Source organism: Pseudorhizobium tarimense (assembly GCF_022968135.1).
GTDB classification, from domain to species: Bacteria; Pseudomonadota; Alphaproteobacteria; order Rhizobiales; family Rhizobiaceae; genus Neorhizobium; species Neorhizobium tarimense.
The window spans coordinates 18229-37371 of record NZ_JALJRA010000011.1 but is presented as its reverse complement, the minus strand read 5'-3'; the positions used below and the strand labels follow the sequence as shown (position 1 = coordinate 37371).

Sequence of the window (19143 nt, the reverse complement as noted above, 5' to 3'; positions counted from 1 at the left end):
CATGCGCGCCACGATTAAATTCAAACTTGGGGCCGCCTTCGGCTTCGTCATCCTCATGCTGCTCGCGACTGCCGGATACGGCATCTTCAGCCTCGGCAACCTGAACCAGACACTGAACACAGTTATTCAAGGTCCTGCCGAGCGCCTGAGACTCGCGCAAGAGCTAAGCACCGAGCAGCTGCAGCAGATCCGTCAGCAGAAAAACCTCCTCATGGCGACAAGCACTCAGGAGATGCAGGGCTATATCGACAAGTCTGACGACGCTCGCCGCAAGTTCGACCAATCGTTCCGGTCAGTGATGGCGCTCGCGACCGAGCAGGGCATGGTGTTCTGGAACAAGCTTCAGGACTTCACCGCCGAGTTTCGCAAGCAGGACGACCGAATCCGTTCAATGATGCTGGCCGGCAACAGTGCAGCCGCCGCGCAGGTCTCCGCCAACGAGGCACGTGCGGTCACGAACGAGATCGATACGCTGCTCGCGGAAGTAGTCGGTCTTGAGCAGTCGCGCCTGAAGGAGGCGGAAGTCACCTCGGACGAGGGTTACGCCCAGACTCGGCTGGTGATGATCATCGTCGCCGCCACCGCCCTTCTGATCGCCGTCGCTGCCGCCTTCTGGATAGCGATGAGCATCAACCGCGGCTTGCGCAATGCCATCCAATCCGTGCAGAACGTCGCGGAAGGCGACCTCACACGCTTCGCCCCGATCACCAGCAAGGACGAGATCGGTGATATGCTCGGCTACGTCAACACGATGATCGAGCGGTTGCGGGGTGTCGTTGCCGATGCGCTTGCCGCCTCCGATAATGTCTCGTCCGGTAGCCAGGAACTCTCCGCAAGCTCCGAGACGCTGAGCCAGGGCGCAACCGAGCAGGCTTCGGCCGCCGAGGAGGCTTCCGCTTCGATGGAACAGATGGCCGCCAACATCAAGCAGAACGCCGACAACGCAGCGCAGACGGAGAAGATTGCCCGTCAGTCCTCGCGTGACGCGGAAACCTCGGGCCAAGCCGTCAACCGTGCCGTCGGCGCCATGCGCACGATCGCGGAAAAGATCTCGATCGTCCAGGAGATCGCCCGCCAGACCGACCTTCTCGCCCTCAATGCGGCGGTCGAAGCGGCCCGTGCCGGCGAACACGGTAAGGGCTTTGCCGTCGTCGCCTCGGAGGTGCGCAAGCTTGCCGAGCGCTCGCAAGCCGCTGCCGCCGAGATCAGCTCCCTCTCTGGGGAAACCGTGCAGGTGGCGACCGAAGCTGGCGAGATGCTGAACCGTCTGGTGCCCGACATCCAGAAGACGGCCGAACTCGTCTCGGAAATCTCCGCCGCCTGCCGGGAGCAGGACATCGGTGCGGCGCAGATCAACGAGGCGATCCAGCAGCTCGACAAGGTCACCCAGCAGAATGCCGGCGCATCGGAAGAGATGTCGGCGACCTCCGAAGAACTCGCCGCCCAGGCCGAAGAGCTTCAGGCTTCCATCGCCTTCTTCCGGGTGGACGGTGCCGCAGGGGTCAAGGCTCCAAAGGCAGCCGCACCGATGAAGGCACAGCCCAAGGTGCCAGCCAGGTCGAGCGCCGCGCCCTTCAATGCTCAGGAGCATCCGGTGAGGGCCCAGCAGGCACGTGCCAAGGGTTTCGCGCTCGACATGTCCATGGGTGGCCCCGACGCTGACGACATGCACTTCCGCGAAAGCGCCTGAAACAGAAGACCCTGGGCCAATCGGCCCCGGGTGCCAAACGCATGTAGGCGTTTGGCACTCCGACCCCGTCGGAAATGGCAGAAGAGTGAATGGATCGGTCTTCTTCGCTTGTTCCGCTTCTTCGAGGGCAGTTCTGAAGAAGCATCAATGACACCCTCATCTGAGGAATAAGGCTATGCGATTGACGATCAAACTGAAGCTGGCGCTGGCGTTCGGCTTTCTCATTCTTGTTGTCTGCTCATCGGCAGGGTTGGGCATTTACGAGATGCAGCAGATGAATGCCCTGCGAAACGAACTGGTCGAAGGCCCGATCCAGCAGGACGATCACGCCAATGATATCGCCGCCGCCTTTGACGGCCTCGGTCTTGCCGAAGGTGACCTCCTCCTAGCCAACACGCGGGAACGGCTGGAGAAGGCTAAGGCGACGATCGAAGCAGAACGTCACGCATTTGAACAGGCGATGAACGACGGCGCGAAGGATGCACCGGAGGCGTTCAAGCCGAAGTGGCAAGCAATTCGCGACTTCTGGGATGACTACCTTACCATCAACAACAGGGTGATCTCTCTTGTTGATCAAGGCCTACGAGATGCGGCGCTGGAGGTGAACCAAACTGAAGGTACGGCCGCCAGCGAGAAGCTGGATACTCTTACGGAAGACCTCGCGGCACAGACGGAGGCGGCCATCCAAGAATCCGATCTTGCGGCCGATACGAGCTTCAATTCTGCCTTCTATCTCTTGATTACACTCGCGGCGGCCGCCTTAGTGCTGGCAACCGTGGCCGCCTTCTGGATCACTCTCGGCATAAATCGCGGGCTGTCGAACATCCGCCGCGTGGCCGACGCCATCGCGGTCGGTGATCTTGAGCAAACGATCGAGATCAAGACCAACGACGAGATCAAGGATGTCGTCGACACCATCAACGTCATGACCGGCAACCTGCGCAACACCGCTAACCTTGCGGATCAGATTGCCGGCGGCGACCTAACGGTTACGCCAAAACCCCTTTCGGAAAAGGACGTCCTGGGGCTCTCACTGCAAAGCATGGTGGAGCGCTTGCGTCTGGTCGTTGCCGATGCGCTTGCCGCCTCGGACAACGTCTCTTCCGGCAGTCAGGAACTCTCGTCAGGGTCGGAGCAACTGAGCCAGGGCGCAACCGAGCAGGCTTCGGCCGCCGAGGAGGCTTCCGCTTCGATGGAACAGATGGCCGCCAACATCAAGCAGAACGCCGACAACGCAGCGCAGACGGAGAAGATTGCCCGTCAGTCCTCGCGTGACGCGGAAACCTCGGGCCAAGCCGTCAACCGTGCCGTCGGCGCCATGCGCACGATCGCGGAAAAGATCTCGATCGTCCAGGAGATCGCCCGCCAGACCGACCTTCTCGCCCTCAATGCGGCGGTCGAAGCGGCCCGTGCCGGCGAACACGGTAAGGGCTTTGCCGTCGTCGCCTCGGAGGTGCGCAAGCTTGCCGAGCGCTCGCAAGCCGCTGCCGCCGAGATCAGCTCCCTCTCTGGGGAAACCGTGCAGGTGGCGACCGAAGCTGGCGAGATGCTGAACCGTCTGGTGCCCGACATCCAGAAGACCGCCGAGCTCGTCTCGGAGATCTCCGCCGCCTGCCGGGAGCAGGACATCGGTGCCGCGCAGATCAACGAGGCGATCCAGCAGCTCGACAAGGTCACCCAGCAAAATGCCGGGGCCTCGGAAGAGATGTCCGGCACCTCGGAGGAGCTCGCCGCCCAGGCCGAAGAGCTTCAGGCATCAATCTCTTTCTTCCGGGTGGAGTCATCTTCGATGCGAGGCCGCACTCCGGCAAAACAGGCTCAGACGAAGGTCACGACATCGCCCAAGGCTGCCGCCGCCCGACCGTCGCACAGCGTTGCTGCGCAGCAGTCGCGGGTTAAAGGGTTCGCACTCGACATGTCCATGGGTGGTCCCGATGCCGAAGACGATGATTTCCGGGAGACCGCATGACCATGGTCAGCACAGAATCACAATTCGTCACCTTCAGTCTCGGCGACGAACTCTTCGCAGTCCCGGTTGAAGTGGTCCGGGAAATTCTCGACCACGAGGATGCCTTCAAGATCCCGCATGGACCGGATTACCTCCTCGGCCTGCGCGACGTGCGCGGCCAGGGGGTGCCGGTGATCGACCTCAGGCTGCGGCTTGGGATGAGGGCGACCGTCAAGACACCCCATACCCGTATCCTGGTGATGGATGTGCCGATGGGCGAGAAGGTGCTGGCGCTCGGGCTCGTCGCCGACCGCGTCTATGAAGTCGTGCCGTTCCGTCGCGAGCAGATCGAGGCGGCCCCGGATATCGGCGTCCGCTGGCGCTCCGACTATATTGCCGGGGTCGTGCGGCGCGACGAGGGGTTCGTCGTCATCGTCGATCTTTCGCGACTGTTCTCCGATGCCGGCCCCGCCCTTGCTGTTGTCGCACCGGCGGCACGGGTCGCTTGAGCCGGAGAGCCGCATTGAACATCGCCTTGAAGAGCCAACCGCTCGACGATCGCCTCAGCCGGCGCAATTTTGACCGGCTGGCGAAATACATCTACGACTACAGCGGTATCAAGATGCCGATCAGCAAGGTCACGATGCTGGAAGGCCGGCTGCGCCGACGGCTGCGAGTCACCGGTATCGGAAGCTTCGACGCCTATTGCGACTACCTGTTCGAGGAAGGTGGCCTTCAATCGGAGGCGCTTCACCTCATCGATTCCGTCACCACTAACAAGACCGATTTCTTCCGGGAGCCGAAGCACTTCGAGTATCTTGCGCAACAGGCGCTCCCCGACATCCTGAACGCCTTCGGCGAACGACGCATCCGCACCTGGAGTTCCGCATGCTCTACCGGTGCCGAGCCCTATACCATCGCGATGGTGCTGGACGACTGGTTGTCGCGGTCCGCGCCGGAACGCGAATACTTCGTTCTCGCCACCGATCTCTCCACCGAAGTGCTGCAGAAGGCGCACAAGGGGATCTATACGGCCGACCTCATCGATCCGGTGCCTGCCGACATGATGCGCAAATACGTGATGCGTTCGTCGAACCGTCGCCGCTCGGAGGTTCGCATCTCTCCCGACTTGCGTTCGCGCGTCGGCTTCGCCCGCCTCAACCTGATGGACGCCGCCTATCCCGTCGGCGACCTGATGCACATCATCTTCTGCCGCAACGTGATGATCTATTTCGACAAGCCGACGCAGCAGCGGGTGCTGTCCCGCCTCTGCGACTGCCTCGCACCCGGTGGCTATCTGTTCATCGGTCATTCCGAGACCGCGTCCGGCTTCGATCTGCCGCTTCGCCAGGTCGCCAACACCATCTTCAAGCGGATCTGAACGATGTCGAAGAAGACCCGGGTGCTGATCGTCGACGATTCCGCCAGCGTCAGGCAGACCCTGACGGCCGTGCTGTCGGCCGATCCCGAGATCGAGGTGATCGGCGCCGCGAACGATCCGTTCATGGCCGCGCGCAAGATCCGCGACGATATCCCGGACGTCATCACGCTCGACGTGGAGATGCCGCAGATGGACGGAATCACCTTCCTGCGCAAGCTGATGAGCCAGCACCCGATCCCGGTGGTGATGTGCTCATCACTGACCGAGGCCGGCTCGCAGACGCTGATGCAGGCGCTTGAAGCCGGCGCCGTCGACGTTATCCTCAAGCCGAAGATCGGTGCTGCGGATCATCTGGCGGAAGCGGCTGAACGTATCCGCACCGTCGTGAAGTCGGCGGCGCGGGCTCAGGTTGGTAAGCTGCGGCGTCACAAGCCGCCGGAAGCGACCAACGCAAAGCTCACCGCGGATGCGGTCCTTCCGCCGCCGAAGGCGGGCGCCATGGCGAAAACCACTGAGATGGTCGTTTGCGTCGGCGCCTCGACCGGAGGAACCGAGGCTTTGCGCGAAATGTTGGAGGCCTTGCCTGCCAATGCGCCGGGAATGGTCATTGTCCAGCACATGCCGGAGAAGTTTACTGCCGCCTTCGCCAAACGCCTAAACGGCTTGTGTGCTGTCGAGGTCAAGGAAGCCGAGGATGGGGATGCAGTCTTGCGCGGCCATGTGCTGATTGCGCCGGGCGGCGAAAAACACACGCTGCTGGAACGCCGCGGCGCCCGCTACGAGGTCTCGGTGCGAAGCGGCCCTCTCGTGAACCGCCACAGGCCCTCCGTCGACGTCCTCTTCCGCTCGGCCGCACGCTCCGCCGGCGCCAATGCAATGGGTGTGATCATGACCGGCATGGGAGACGACGGCGCCCGAGGCATGTTCGAAATGCACGAGGCCGGCGCCTTCACGCTGGCCCAGGACGAGGCCACCTCCGTTGTATTCGGCATGCCCAAGGAAGCGATCGCCCGCGGCGGCGTCAACCGCATCGTCCCCCTCGAGCAGATAGCCCGGGAGATTTTGGCCGCTGACCGGCGACGGTAATCCAGATCTCGCGGATCGTTTCTTTCCGCGGAAAGCGGTATGATCTGTCGCCAGAGAAAACCGACGCTTGGGAGATTCAGCCACACGCATCGCTGTCGAACGGCGCTTGTCTAAGGGGGACGATTGGACCCAAGCTAGTAGGCATTGCCAATGCAAAGCTGGAGACACGCTTCCCGCCCGAAGTCAGCTCTAAAACGCTTTCTCCACAAAGCGGTTGCGGCCGGCGGCCTTTGCTTCGTACATCGCCTCGTCCACCGTCGCCAGAAGGACGTTGCGGTCGATGTCGCCCTTGGCGGCGACGATGCCGCCGATGCTCGCGCCGGCCTGCACCACCTTGCCGTCTAGCGCGATCGGCTCCTGGAACTGCGCCGCAGCCGCTCTGCCACGCGCTTCAGCTGATCGCGAGATTCCAGCTCCGGCATGAAGATTGCAAATTCATCGCCGCCCATGCGCACCACCACGTCGCTGCCGCGCACGATCTGTCGGATCCGGTCTGCAACCGCGTGCAGCGTCACCTCACGGCGATGGCCGTAGGTATCGTTGATCGCCTTGAAGCCGTCCATGTCGAGGTAGAGGACGCCGAGGAGTTCGCTTCGGGCTTCGTCTGCCTGCAGGTTGGCGTCGACGATCTTTTCGAGCGCCAGCCTATTGTAGAAGCGCGTCAGCGGATCGCGCATGGCCGCGTCGGTCAGATTATCCTCGCTGATCTTCAGCATGCAGTTGGCCCCTTTGCAGGCGAAGCAGGGCCGAAGCGCTGCAATGTCTCCACATCCTCCTCCGTCAGCGTCTTCGCCTCGTCGTGCAGCAGACAAAATGTCCCGACGATCAGACCGGGCTCCAGTTCGAGCGGCACCCCGGCATAGAAGCGGAATTCCGGTGCGCCGGTGACGCAGTTCCGGATGCTCGCGCAGATCGGAAATGATGATGAGGTCGCGCATCTGCACCACCCGGGTGCAGATCGACATGTCGCTGGAACACTCTGCAATCTCGAGACCGGCCTGGGTGGCGATCCGCAGCCAGTTCTCGTCGAGCACATGCACGCCTGCCCGCAGCACCGAAAAGACGCGCTGCGCAAGCTCGGCAGTGGCGGCAAGCTCAGGCGTCGGGCCCGAAATGAAGATCGAGCAGAGACCGCACCGCCGTCAGCCGCCGCAGTTCCAGCGGCAGCTCTGCCATGAGCGTGGTTTCCATCGGGGCCTCCTGTCTCGCGCGTCTTGAGCTGGTGCGCCTTCTTTCTTTTCAGCTGCCGAAACAGACGATCTGCGCCAGCGAAACCGATCGCAGTGGCCGTTTCGTGGCATCAGTTCAAGCCGACGGCTGCCTTCGCGTCGGCAAGGCCCCTGCTTGTATCCCGGTTGCCGGTTGCAGCGGCGGCCTCAAACAGCCGCAACGCATCGTGCGGCCTGTTCAGGTTCATGTAGTTGTAGGCGCGCAGTACCATCAGGTCGACCGGCTCACCGGTGGGACGCGATGGCGGCATGGCGCAGCACCGCGAACCCCGACATCTAGAGACAACAGACTGCCCAATGATGACATGAAGGCGATCCCCTAATCAGCGGGATGCCAAACTACGTCAGACCCTGATGCACGGTGGAAGTGTCCGTGCGATCAACCGAAAGGACAGAACAATGAAAAACCGGCACATCATCTTCGCGGCCGCATTGGCCGCCTCCGCAGGCCTTGCAACAGCCACATCAGCGGCCGAAGGAGAATACTATCGCGGTGCAGGCGCGACGGCTCGCACACCCGGTGTCGACTTCCTCAGGAACCGAAGCATCAACCCTATCTTGCCCCGGCTGATGACAGACACCAAGACGATTGACAGCGGCGACTATTCCGACGGAGTAGATCGCAACCGCCAGGACCAACTGCAAGCGGGAGGTGGAGCGTCAGGCGCATAACGCACCCGGCGTTCCCACATTTTCTGCAATGCCTTGCATTTCGTCAGTGGGGAGGCGCCCGAAAGCTCGATGAATGGGAACGGTCGGCTTCAGTAGGACGCCGTGTAAGTGCGACAGCATCGCATAGGTCATGCCCTCTCCTGGGCGCTGCGCACAAAGCCTGATGCAGGCTCGTTTCGGACGATTGCATGCTCAAGGCGAACGTAAGTGTAGACGGAGGCACGCAAAAGGATCAGGCTCACGACCAAGTCCGTAGTTGGCCTCCTTCCAGCAAGCTGATTTCGATCCGCTCGTCTTTCGATTCAGGTATCAAATGGATCTTGGTCTTCTGCTGATAGCCTCAAGGTTCCTTCGGCACGCCGGGCGCGAAGGATAACCGGTTACAGTGACATCCTCGCTGCTCACGCCACTACCGCTCGGTGAACGCTCGCGACATGCTGTCCCTGATCGGCTTGACGAGATAGTTGAAGAACGTGCGCGCCTCGGTCTGCACCATCACCTCCGCTGGCATGCCTGGAGTTGGGCTAAATCCATGAACGCGCGCCAGTTCCTCTGAGGGCACGTCTACGCGCGCAACGTAAACGTCCTGGTGTTCCTTCTGGGCGTCCTGGAGCGCGTCTGCGGAAACGTAGATAACCTTCCCGTTCAGCACCGGCGTTGTTCGCTGGTTGAGTGAGATAAGACGAACGGTTGCCGTCTGCCCCGCCCTCACCCGATCGATTGATGTACGTGGAATTTGGACTTCGATGATGAGCGGCACGCCAGAGGGCAGTATCTCCAGAATCCCCTTCCCGCTCTCGATGACGCCGCCTGTGGTATTGTAGTGAGTGCGAACGACGACTCCCGTGACCGGCGAGTGGATGGTCGCCCGTGCGAGGACGTTTTCCGCCTGTGTCAGTTGCTCCCGCACCATATCCCGGTCACTCTGGATGTCCTGAAGGCGGTCGAGCGCGTCCTGGCGGTATAATTGATGCGCCCTTTCCATTTCCTGCTTTGTCTTGATTATCTGTGCTTCCGTTTCCGCCACCTCAGCCTCCAGCCGACCGATCTGCCCCGTCGCATCAGCCATGGCTCGCTCCAGGGTCCGAACGTCGTTCGCCCGTATCACCCCCTTCTTGTGCAGCGCCTTTTTGCTTTCGTGTTCCGCCGTCAGCAGATTCAGCTGCTGCACATAGGCATCCCGCTGGCGCGCATATCCCTTGGCGCGATACTGAAGAGCCTCCACGTTTTGCGTCAACAAGGAGAGCTCACTGGATAGCTTCACCTGCTGCGCCTTGAAATTGAGCTCTTGGCTCACCAGGATCGAGTTCACTTCAGGATCGTTTCGATGCTCGGCCACGAACGACGGTGGAACATAGCGCGCAGCCTGTTGCGATTGCACCGTCAACCGCGCTGCTGTGGCTTCCAGATTTACACGGCGTAGAAACAGCTCCCGTGTTTTGGCGCGAGCTGCTGTCTCGTCCAGTAGCACCAACGGCTGACCCTCGACGACATGATCGCCTTCCTTGACCAGAAGCTCGCGGATTACGCCGCCCTCCAGGTGCTGGACGATCTTATTGCGGCCAGTGGCGACGAAGCTTCCCTGCGCGATCACGGCGGCGGCGAGCGGTGCGGTCAAGGCCCATGTGCCGAACCCTCCGAGAAACACCCCCATCAATAGCAGGCCAATCAGTGTTTGTTTCCAGATGGAACGTGGTACTTCCGAGTACCACTCGATGTCGTGCACCTTTGCAATTTCACTCATAAGTGCCACCCTACTGCAGCTGATGGCCGAAGGAACCGCACTCCACGCTGATGCCGCGGCTGGACAATGCCTGAAGGACGTCCTGGCGCATGCCGAACAGAGCGACCGTCCCGTTGACCAAAAGCAGGATCTTGTCGACCGTCTGAAGCAGTTCCGGACGTTGCGTGATGGTCACCACGGTTATACCGTGCTCCTTGGCGTGGGTCAGAGCACGCTTCAGTGCCGCATCGCCGGCGCCATCGAGATTGGAGTTCGGCTCATCGAGAACAACGAAACGCGGATCGCCGAAGAATGCCCGCGCGAGCGCGATCCGCTGCTTCTGCCCTCCTGACAAGGGTGAGCCATCAGCCGCGACCATGGTCTCGTACCCGTGCGGTAGATTGGCGATCATCTCATGGACATCCGCGAGAACGGCAGCCCGATAGATTGCCTCGTCGTCGATATCAGTCCGCATCCGAGCAATGTTCGCCTTGATCGTTCCGGGGAATAGCTGAACGTCCTGCGGGAGGTAGCCGATATTCTCACCGAACTGTCGTTGGTCCCAGTTACGCAGATCCATGAGATCAAGCCGGACGCTGCCCGATGTTGGCAGGATTGAACCCACCAGCATCTTCCCTAGCGTCGTCTTGCCGGCACCCGAATTGCCTATAACGGCCAGGGAGTCGCCTGGCTGCAAGCAAAAAGACAGGCCGTTCAGGACCACCCGCTTAGTTCCCTGTGGGACGTAAAGTAGCCTTTCCACATCCAGCCGACCTTCAGGCTTGGGCAGGCTCAAGCGCTCGAAGGCAAGGGGCGAGGACGTAAGGAGCGCCGTGATCCGGCCATATGCAGCACGTGCCTGGCTATACTGGTTCCATCCCTCGATCGCGCCTTCTATCGGAGCCAGAGCTCGCCCTGCGATGATCGACGCGGCAATGACCATCCCTCCCGTCAATTGCCCCTCCAGCGACAAGAAGGCACCCCACCCGAGCAGGGCTACCTGCGTCAGTAGGCGAACCGCCTTGGAGAGTGCAGCCATCATGATGTTGCGATCCTGCGCCACGACTTGCGCACGCAGGGAACTTGCGGTGTCTCTTCCCCAAATGCGGACGGCCTCGGGTATCATCGCCAGCGCATTGATGATCTGCGAGTTGCGAGACATCGATTCTACGTGAAGATTGGCCTTTACCTGTGCGGTGTTCGCCTCGGCGAACGGTGTGGCCGTGAGCTTCTGGTTGATCTGCGTCAGAATGAGAAGGACTATAGCCGTTGCAACCACGATTATGCCGAGGTCGACGTGAATGAGGAAGACTGCGGTCACGAATAGCGGCGCGATCGGAGCATCCAGGAAAGAGAGCAGAGTCCGCGACACGAGGAAGGACCGTACTTGCTGCAGGTCACCCAGCGTCTGATATTCCTTGCCCGACCCCTGCAGCGAGGCGCGCGCTGCTGCACCAAGGATCGGAGCTCCCAAGTTGGCCGCCACCTCGACAGCAGTTCGCATCAGGATAAAGCGGCGCAACGCGTCGAACATCGCTTGCAGCAGAATAGCTCCGACGATGATAACCGTGAGCATAACCAGCGTTTCGATAGAGCGGCTGGTCAGCACCCGATCCGAGATCTGGAACAGGTAAATCGGAATGGCGAGCACCAGGATGTTGCTGATCACGGTGAACAACATTACGATCGCAAGGTTGTGACGCACCGCCTTAACCGCCGCCTTCAGGCTGGCGTCGAAATCAATGGGGCCCAGACGTTTGTGGAACGTTCCATCTCCATTGCCTGAACCCTTGCCGCCGCCCGAGGAAAAAGGCTTGCCTGACTCCCGACCGCCCTTCGCAAGGATCGGCCCGCATTCTCCGTCTATCGTTGTCATTCCCTCAGCTGTCTTCGCACGAGGAGTATCGTCGCGCGCAGTAGTCGCCTCTACGCCAACGTCCTCCGGCGCCACTTCATCGACTGAAATGAATTCGCCGTCGGGAACGTCTTGATGCTCCGACTGCTCACGGGCATCCCGTTGATCAGGAGATAAAGCCTTGCCAGCAGGCGGCTCATCAGCCACTCGCAAGCAAACTTGGATTGCCCGATCAATCTTCTCAAAGGAATCCTCGAGCCTTGGGTCGGCTGGAGCCAGCATAAAGTTACCACCACCGGGCAGCGGCGCCCTGCTTGGGGGTACGCTCTCAGATCGGATGTTCAAGACTTAACTCCCCCTAGTGAGCCAACATTGTTTGCAAGCCGTCGTCCTGGCTCTGAGTATGATCGGCAACAATCACGACGCCCGGAGCAGGCTCGGGATCGGGCTCGAGCATTGTGTCATCAAGAAAAAGAACCGCTTCGCTTGCCAGCAGGGTCGGATCCTGCCCCCCGAGTTCGGGGCGCGTGGAGATGAACTCCGCCTGGATGAGAGTCTCCTGCGAGTACTGTTCACCGCCGACATAAGTCTTGCCTAAAGCGTCCATGTCCAAGATAGCAGCGTTGTTGACCAGCGTGTTGGCTCCAGTCTCTACAACGAAGTTAACCCCAATCTGCGGTGCTATCGTATCCATGGCCAAGGCGATCTGATCATCGTCGCCAACGATGTTGGTTTGCCGCACCATCTGTACGTTGATCATGTCACCGCTGATATAAAGCACGCGCAAGCCAGCGAGGCCCGAGAATGCTGGATCATGTAGAATGTCAGAAGACAGTTCTGTTTCTCCGTCAGCGGCCGACATCGCCGCGTCCAAGTAGTCTTGGGGCAGTCCCTCGAATCTGTCAGCAGTACCGATGTTCAATATCGTCGCCTGGTTCCAAAGGAGGTTGGCGGATGATGCCGCGGTCCCCGCCGCGGACGTTTCGAAGCCACCGACGCCATCAACGTTGTCGGAATCGAAAAGTATGTTGAACTGCTGGATGATGCTCGCGTCATACACCGACCCGCCAATGATGATTGCGTCGTAGCCAAAGCCCAACTCGTAGATCGACACGTGATTGATGCCGTTGTTGCCGCCGCTGACGACCGTGGCGTGCCCTCCCGACGCAGAAATGACTCCAACGTCCTGATCGCTGACGAAGGTATATTGTTCGATCCAGTTGACGATCATCAGATCACCGTCAATGCGCGTAACTGTCCAGAAGGCGGGGGAAGCATCGGAAGCCGCACCTTGCCCTTCAACGACTGCGATCTCACGCTCAAAGCTTGCAATGTTGAAGAGTTGGTTGGGATCACCGCCGTGCCAGCCCGAGACCGCTGCACCAAGATCGTCCGCATCCCAGACTGCATTGACTTGGACAACAGCATTTACCTCAATGTGGTCACCGACGACCGCAGTGACCTTGGCACCGGTCCAGAGAGTCTCGAGGATGACGTTGTTGACCAGCACATTGTCACCCGCCTTGATGGTGACTGAAGCTTCGGCAAGAGGTCCACCCGTGACCAGAAGCGGTCCATCGGCATCGCCGAAAACGCCAATATCCTCCTCGATTTCGTCTTCCTCATCATTAAATGAATGATAATCCTCGAGCTGAGGTACGTCCGTCACCAACTCTCCATTGACATAGCTTCCATCAAGAGCGCCGCCCTGCGCGACAAGGCAGTCGCCTTCAGGTGTCGCGACATCCAGCGCCTCGGCAACGGCTTTGACAAGCGCGATCATCTCGTCAGCTGACCCTGGAGCTTGGACATCGGCGATCGGAGACAGGGATGTGATCATCTCTGCCTTATCAAGTAGCGATCTTGGCGTCATCGACGTACCCACAACGACGAAGCCGTGGTTTCCAATGGAGAAAACGTCATTGTCGCTGAGGATAATGTGCTGCTGGATGTAGTTGGCGACTGATCCGACCGGCTCGATTGATGGCGTCTCAACCTCGGCTGCCACTTTAGTATCTGGCGCGCGTTTCACCAATGGTTCATCGGAGGAGCGCAGCTCCCGCCCTTCAACCACCGACTGTGTGATCATCACAGGTGACGGAAGTTCCCAAAACGGCGCGCCTGGAAAGACCGGTGTGATCGACCGATAGGCAAGGAATGGCTCATACCCCAGCAAGTCGAACGGTGCCGCGAAGGTTTCGCTTTCACCGCTGTTTGTCTGAAGGTCTTGTCGAGGAGGCGAAAAGGCAAAGTCATCGTAGCTTTCCCTTTGTCTCGCCTCTTCCAAGGTGGTTTGGAATATCCCGATGAAGTGGGAAATCTCTTCGGTGATCTTGTCCATGCCAATCACGATGATTGCTCCTTGAAAGGATCCCGTTGATGGCGAGGTTCTGATGGACGGATCTGCGCGAGATGGTCGCGCAGATCCTATTTGACGTTAGTTTGGTGATCCGCGTCAGGCGGCGTCGTCGTCCTCACCAATGACGTTGCTGGTCAGGCTGCCGCCGACGATGGTCATGTCGATTGCGTTCTGCTGCAGGTTGGCTCCCAGAACGATGTCCTGGTTGAAAGCACTGGTGTCGATGCCTGCATCCGACGACGCAGAACTCGTGCCGGTTACATAGCCATCATCACCATTATCCGAGCCCCAGGAGCCGTTGGCACCGCCAGCTCCGCCGAATCCGGTCGTTGCCGTACCGCCTGCGCCACCAGCGCCACCGGCACCGCCCATCGACCAACCGCCGAAGGCATCACCGCCGAACCCATCTGCCCAGGCACCGCTGAGGGCTGCTCCGCCGTCACCGCCGCCGGCCCAGCCAGTTCCACCTGTTGCGGCACCGGTTGCCGCATCGCCGGCGGTTGCATCACCGCCAGCCCCGCCTAGACCATCGCCACCGGCACCACCGTTGGCAACTCCGCTGCCGCTTCCATTGCCGGTCCCAGTCCCGTTTCCAGCTGCAGCACCACCGTCGCCACCTGCTCCGGCTGCACCACTGGCACCGCCGAAGCCTCCGGAGCCACCGAAGCCAGCACCGCCGCCATCGCCACCATCGCTATCGCCGCCGGTCGCTTCGCCGCCGTCATTGCCATTGACCATGATAGGGTTGATCAGTCCGAGAGAGCCCACGAGAGGCGTGACAGCCCCGCCCGCAGCGGCGCCCCCATCGGCGGAGTTACCTCCGTCGGCATCGCCGCCATCGGCGCCGTTACCGCCATCCCCAGCATTGCTGCTGCCACCGGAGGCACCTTCGCCACCGAAAGCAAGCCCCGCACCAAGTCCGAGACCAAGCCCAAGCCCTACGCCGAGGGCGTCTCCGCCGCGGGCACCCTGCCCACCTTCGCCAGTGCCGCCTGCAGCAGCACCGCCGGTGGCGTCGCCACTGTCACCGTAGCCACCAGCGGCTAGGCCGCCGACACTGATGCCACCGAGTGCTGCGCTTCCAGCTTGGCCGCCCGCTCCGATGCCTCCAAACGCCGTGCCGCCGGAAGAGTTACCCCCTTCGTCACCATCGCCGCCGTCTGCATCGGCATCATTCCCACCGTCACCACCAGAGCCACCGGCGTTGATGCCGTCACTAGCCACGGCAAAGCCGCCGTGAGACGTCTGGTTTAGGGTGAACGGGTTGTTGTTAGCCACGGATGCAGAGCCGAGCTGGTCGTCGTCCTGGATGTTCGCGACTTGGTTCAGCACATTGGCGACGTCATTGCCCTCTCCTCCGAGAGCGCCGTTGAGAATGTCTTCGAAGTTCACATTGAAGACACCATCGACAGAGCCGCCACCGTACACGTCAATGTCGGCGAAGTCATTGTCGTCAGGAAGCTGCTCTTCCATCGTCGCGTCAACATTCACATCAACGTTGACAGTCGTCGTGTTGATGTTTTCGTTGATATTTTTGCTCGCATTGAAGTTTGCATTAGCGTTGAGATTGGCATCGACGTTTAGGTTGGCATTTCCATTAAGGTTGGCCGAGTTACTCGTTTGTGTCTGAGTACTGGTCTGGTCCTGATCTTGATCCTGATCCTGATCCTGCCACTGATCCTGGCCTTGCCACTGATCCTGCTCCTGATCGTTCGGGAACGGGTAGAAATTCATCCCATGGTGGTTGTTCTTGCCAGACATGATCGTGTCCTTTTTCGTTCGATCGCCGCAACGTGACCACCCTTCATCTCCTTGGGGTCTTTGCTGCGAGAGTGCGATGATGTGAATAATGCGGAGCCTTTACAGCGCCGCGGCGAAACACAGCATTGAATTGTCTATGAAAGGTCCTCCCTTTGGCTGTTGCGAAAGTGGTCGGTGGTCCAGCCTCCTCGCCGGACGTATGCGCACCACAGCCCGAAGTGTGCGCCCGAGCACTCGGATCGATAAGATCCCTATTCGGGTAAGCCACTGGCCTTCTAGCGAGGATCGTTACGCCGCTTGATGGGCGGGCTCAGTCAGAAGGGGGAGGTAGAACCCTACCCGCTAGACCTGTGACGCGAGGTTCAGGAACGGCAGAAAAATATGCGGAAAAACAGCCGCTTGGCTGGAGGAGCCTGTCTGAAGAAGTCGATCTTAGGCGTTGGATTCGAGGCTATTGCGCTCTTTCAACAGCTTCTTTCGGGTTAACCGATTATCTGCTCTTGCACTAGCGCGGCGCCAGCGATCCTGCTGAAGCAGGCTAATGCCGGCGCGGCACGGCAGGGCCAACTTCGTCCGGTATCAGCAACGCGCCTTCGAGTTGTCGATCGCGAACCGCCTAACCTTCATCGCCGACATGTGTGGAGGTTCTGCGCAAGCGGATTTCGGAGCGTGAGATCCTCTAACCAGGGAGGATAGCGAGGCATTTGTGACGGTCGCCGCTCCAATCAACCTTGCGCATTGGGCCAGCCCACGATTCAGGACCGAAATCCGCGCACTCGGCTTGTGGAGAAATGCAAAAAATAACCGTATTGCCCGCGACTAGAGACTGGCAGAAAATGCAGGACGGGTCCGCATCTACCACACGAACTCGAAGCTCGGGATCCACACCAAAGGGAGGTAGCGGTGCTTCTGATAGCCCTGACCACATTGCCCACACAGCGCCGTGCGCAGGAGGACTGAAGGACATGTCGAAGTTCAAGGATCTCCTCCTCCTGATCGGTCAGCTGAACTATACTTGGACAAATACAGAGAGCTTATTGATCCACATGATCGCGGGTCTCGCCGGCGTCGACAAAGAAACTGCAATCGTCATCTTCCTGACGCTCAACACGCCCCGCGCTCGAATGGATCTGGTGGAGCGCCTGGCCAAAATGCAAAGGATTGAGCCGAGCTGCCGTGCAGAGATCCTCGATGCCACCCGTCGGCTCGGCGATGAGGCAAAGCTCCGTAACAAGTACAATCACTGCATCTACTCTTTCGATCCTGCCGGCGAGATTGCCCTGACGCAGTCTCTCCGCATTTTTGAGAGCAGGGATGCTATAAAATACGGAAAGATCGAAGCTTTGGACGAGACCGAAATCAACCGGATCAAGAGCAGCATTGCCTCGCTGGCGAATATCAACCGAACCTTCTGGGAGATCACGGATCGGTACAAGTTCCCGCAGTAGTCAAGACAAGGAGATGTCTGGTTGCCTCGGCGCACATCTTATTCAAGGAGTAAGTAGTGCTTCGCTGCAGTAGAGGCCTTCTGACTACCTGATAGCATTCCGCGCCTGAAGCGCTAGTGCTTCTGATTTGCCTTGTAGAACAGATCGTTCAGCTTATACGCCACTTCTGTACGATTTCTCGCGTTAAGCTTCTTCATTATGTTCCGGATGTGCACCTTTACGGTGCTCTCGCGGAGGTTCAGCTCGTAGGCAATGATCTTATTTGCCTTCCCCTTTCGAAGGGCATCCAATACGGCCTCCTGACGCGGAGTAAACATGCCGTTCAGGCATCGAGCATCAGACCCAGATGGTTCAGCCACGAGGTGACGCATGGCCTGCACCGCACTGGCTGGGATGAAAATACCGCCTGCCATGGCCAAGGAAAGTGCTTCGATACATACCGCGACGCCCACGGATGAGGGAATGAAACCTCGAGCCCCGTGTTCCAGCATCTTCAGCACATGCGACAGCTCGTCCGAGTCTGACAAGACAACGATCGGCAAAGAGGGGAACTCCGCCTGCAGATACGCCATGTCTCGCCCCATGAACGGATCGTCTGCATGACGTCCGCCGATATTGAAAAGGACCGCGTCTATCGAAGGATAGAGGTCCTTTTCCCTGTTCCACTCGTCAATCGAACCAATGGCGATCACTTGCTTGTCAAGCCCGCGGCCGATCAGCGCTTTCGCTAGACATTCGCGGTCGAGCGTTCGACTGTCTAGAAGCAACAGACAGCTTCTGCCGGGTTCCGGCGAGACAAAACCATCCACATCAACTGCGCTCTCATGCCCCTCCTTGCCAGATCGCATTACCCGCGAAGGAGTTATTCCATATGCACTCGCGATGGTGTCCATAGTTTCCCCCTCCAAGATCAGAAGTTACGGCTTTTCTCCGATTTTCACTGCCTTACTTGCGACCCCCCGTAGATCCACGTCGAGCTGTAATCCAACCTACTACTTTGGAATATATCTGTCCACACTGATTAAGTCATTGTTAAATTATTGACTATCGTCAAAGAACTGCCTTGCCTTCGACTCATGAGGAAAGCGATTGCTCACCTGAGCGCCTCGAACCCCGAGCGCCGCGGTTCCACCTCAGCGTCCCGTCCAGGGAAGCACCTTCGACTCGTAGCCCAAGTTCGGCTGCCCCTACTCCGCGATCAGAACGCCGCCGCCGGATCGCCTCCGCGTTGATCAAGCGCACACTTCTCTTCAACGAGGTCGCCTGTGATGAGAAACTTCATCAACTGACAGCGAGTTGAAAGCTGTCCACCGATCTAAAGATTATTTGGTCTACGTCAGGCGGCTACGACCCAGCGGCTACATAGAAGGTGGGGCCTCAGGAACAGAAGCTGCGAAAGACGAGCTCTCTCTGCCACAACTGCGGATCGCTCAGACAGGAAGGAGCGTCAAGGGGCCGATCCCATGCCTATTCCGCTTCTTCGCCTGAAAGATGGGCGGACACGGAAGCCTTGAGGTACCCGATGTTGACCCAGAGGGACTGCACAGCTTCGTCGCCGGCATCCTGCAGGAGCTCGCGCAGCCACTCTTCGTGTGCGGCGGCCATCAACAGGAAACGGTCGATGCCGGCCGGGGTGAGCTTGGCGACGGTGACGCGGCGATCCTGGTCATGCGTGGTGCGCTTGACCAGCCCATCTGCCTCGAGCCGCTCCACCAGACCAGTGATATTACCGTTGGTCACCATGGTTCGCCGGGAGAGCTCACCGAGGCGCAGCCCCGCCTCTTCCCGGTACAGCTGGGCCATCAAATCGAACTGCGGCAAGGTCGCACCGAACTGCGATCTAAGGCGCCTGCGGATCTCGTTGGTGATCAACCGCGTCGTCGACAGCATACGAAGCCAGAGACGGGTCTCCGGCTTGTTCCGGCCGCTGGGCCCGTGCACGATCAGCTCCATGTCGGGGCTTGCTGCGTGGTGGTCGATCATGTCCGTTG

14 protein-coding genes and 1 pseudogene are annotated in these 19143 nt (G+C 59.8%); 7 read left to right on the top strand and 8 right to left on the bottom strand.

Annotation, left to right across the window (positions count from 1 at the left end; all coding sequences use genetic code 11):
- Position 1 precedes the first annotated feature (1 nt).
- The 5 genes from MUU54_RS14340 to MUU54_RS14320 all read left to right on the top strand — a co-directional run bounded on the left by MUU54_RS14340 (position 2) and on the right by MUU54_RS14320 (position 6105).
- The gene (locus MUU54_RS14340; protein ID WP_247244702.1) at positions 2–1690 is read left to right on the top strand and encodes a methyl-accepting chemotaxis protein; all 1689 of its coding nucleotides are present in this window, start codon (positions 2–4) and stop codon (positions 1688–1690) included.
- Between the two features lie 175 nt (positions 1691–1865).
- Complete coding sequence (locus MUU54_RS14335) at positions 1866–3659, top strand: methyl-accepting chemotaxis protein (protein ID WP_247244701.1); 1794 nt, start codon at positions 1866–1868, stop codon at positions 3657–3659.
- Positions 3656–4147 (top strand): chemotaxis protein CheW, encoded by a 492-nt coding sequence (locus tag MUU54_RS14330; RefSeq protein WP_247244700.1) that lies wholly within the window; start codon positions 3656–3658, stop codon positions 4145–4147. Before MUU54_RS14335 ends, MUU54_RS14330 begins: the two co-directional genes overlap by 4 nt.
- Positions 4144–5019, top strand: coding sequence for a CheR family methyltransferase (locus tag MUU54_RS14325; protein ID WP_376742098.1), 876 nt, complete (start codon positions 4144–4146; stop codon positions 5017–5019). Before MUU54_RS14330 ends, MUU54_RS14325 begins: the two co-directional genes overlap by 4 nt.
- A gap of 3 nt (positions 5020–5022) precedes the next feature.
- Positions 5023–6105: a protein-glutamate methylesterase/protein-glutamine glutaminase gene (locus tag MUU54_RS14320; RefSeq protein ID WP_247244698.1), complete on the top strand. Its 1083-nt coding sequence runs from the start codon at positions 5023–5025 to the stop codon at positions 6103–6105.
- 189 nt (positions 6106–6294) lie between these two features.
- Here the strand turns inward: MUU54_RS14320 and MUU54_RS14315 are convergent.
- Both MUU54_RS14315 and MUU54_RS14310 read right to left on the bottom strand, forming a co-directional pair.
- Positions 6295–6782 (bottom strand): annotated as a pseudogene (locus MUU54_RS14315) (GGDEF domain-containing protein).
- A gap of 623 nt (positions 6783–7405) precedes the next feature.
- A complete protein-coding gene (locus MUU54_RS14310; protein ID WP_247244874.1) occupies positions 7406–7585 on the bottom strand; it encodes a hypothetical protein in 180 nt (59 codons plus the stop codon).
- Positions 7586–7733: 148 nt separating this feature from the next.
- Between MUU54_RS14310 and MUU54_RS14305 the strand changes: the two genes are divergently transcribed.
- Positions 7734–8006 carry a hypothetical protein gene (locus MUU54_RS14305; protein ID WP_247244697.1) on the top strand — a complete coding sequence of 91 codons (273 nt, stop codon included), beginning with the start codon at positions 7734–7736 and terminating at the stop codon, positions 8004–8006.
- Between the two features lie 409 nt (positions 8007–8415).
- Here the strand turns inward: MUU54_RS14305 and MUU54_RS14300 are convergent, their stop codons facing one another.
- The 4 genes from MUU54_RS14300 to MUU54_RS24600 form a co-directional block, all read right to left on the bottom strand.
- A complete protein-coding gene (locus tag MUU54_RS14300) occupies positions 8416–9750 on the bottom strand; it encodes an HlyD family type I secretion periplasmic adaptor subunit (RefSeq protein ID WP_247244696.1) in 1335 nt (444 codons plus the stop codon).
- Between the two features lie 10 nt (positions 9751–9760).
- Complete coding sequence (locus tag MUU54_RS14295) at positions 9761–11605, bottom strand: type I secretion system permease/ATPase (protein WP_435532481.1); 1845 nt, start codon at positions 11603–11605, stop codon at positions 9761–9763.
- 337 nt (positions 11606–11942) lie between these two features.
- Positions 11943–13925: a hypothetical protein gene (locus MUU54_RS14290; RefSeq protein WP_247244695.1), complete on the bottom strand. Its 1983-nt coding sequence runs from the start codon at positions 13923–13925 to the stop codon at positions 11943–11945.
- A gap of 114 nt (positions 13926–14039) precedes the next feature.
- The gene (locus MUU54_RS24600; RefSeq protein ID WP_281433340.1) at positions 14040–15704 is read right to left on the bottom strand and encodes a hypothetical protein; all 1665 of its coding nucleotides are present in this window, start codon (positions 15702–15704) and stop codon (positions 14040–14042) included.
- Positions 15705–16669: 965 nt separating this feature from the next.
- Between MUU54_RS24600 and MUU54_RS14275 the strand changes: the two genes are divergently transcribed.
- Positions 16670–17152, top strand: a complete 483-nt coding sequence (locus MUU54_RS14275) for a hypothetical protein (protein ID WP_247244692.1) — start codon at positions 16670–16672, stop codon at positions 17150–17152.
- Between the two features lie 113 nt (positions 17153–17265).
- On the opposite strand, the gene MUU54_RS14270 is transcribed toward MUU54_RS14275, so the two are convergent.
- Together MUU54_RS14270 and MUU54_RS14265 are read right to left on the bottom strand one after the other, a co-directional pair.
- Complete coding sequence (locus tag MUU54_RS14270) at positions 17266–18045, bottom strand: LuxR C-terminal-related transcriptional regulator (RefSeq protein WP_247244691.1); 780 nt, start codon at positions 18043–18045, stop codon at positions 17266–17268.
- Between the two features lie 574 nt (positions 18046–18619).
- Positions 18620–19135 (bottom strand): MarR family winged helix-turn-helix transcriptional regulator, encoded by a 516-nt coding sequence (locus MUU54_RS14265; protein WP_247244690.1) that lies wholly within the window; start codon positions 19133–19135, stop codon positions 18620–18622.
- Positions 19136–19143: the final 8 nt, after the last annotated feature.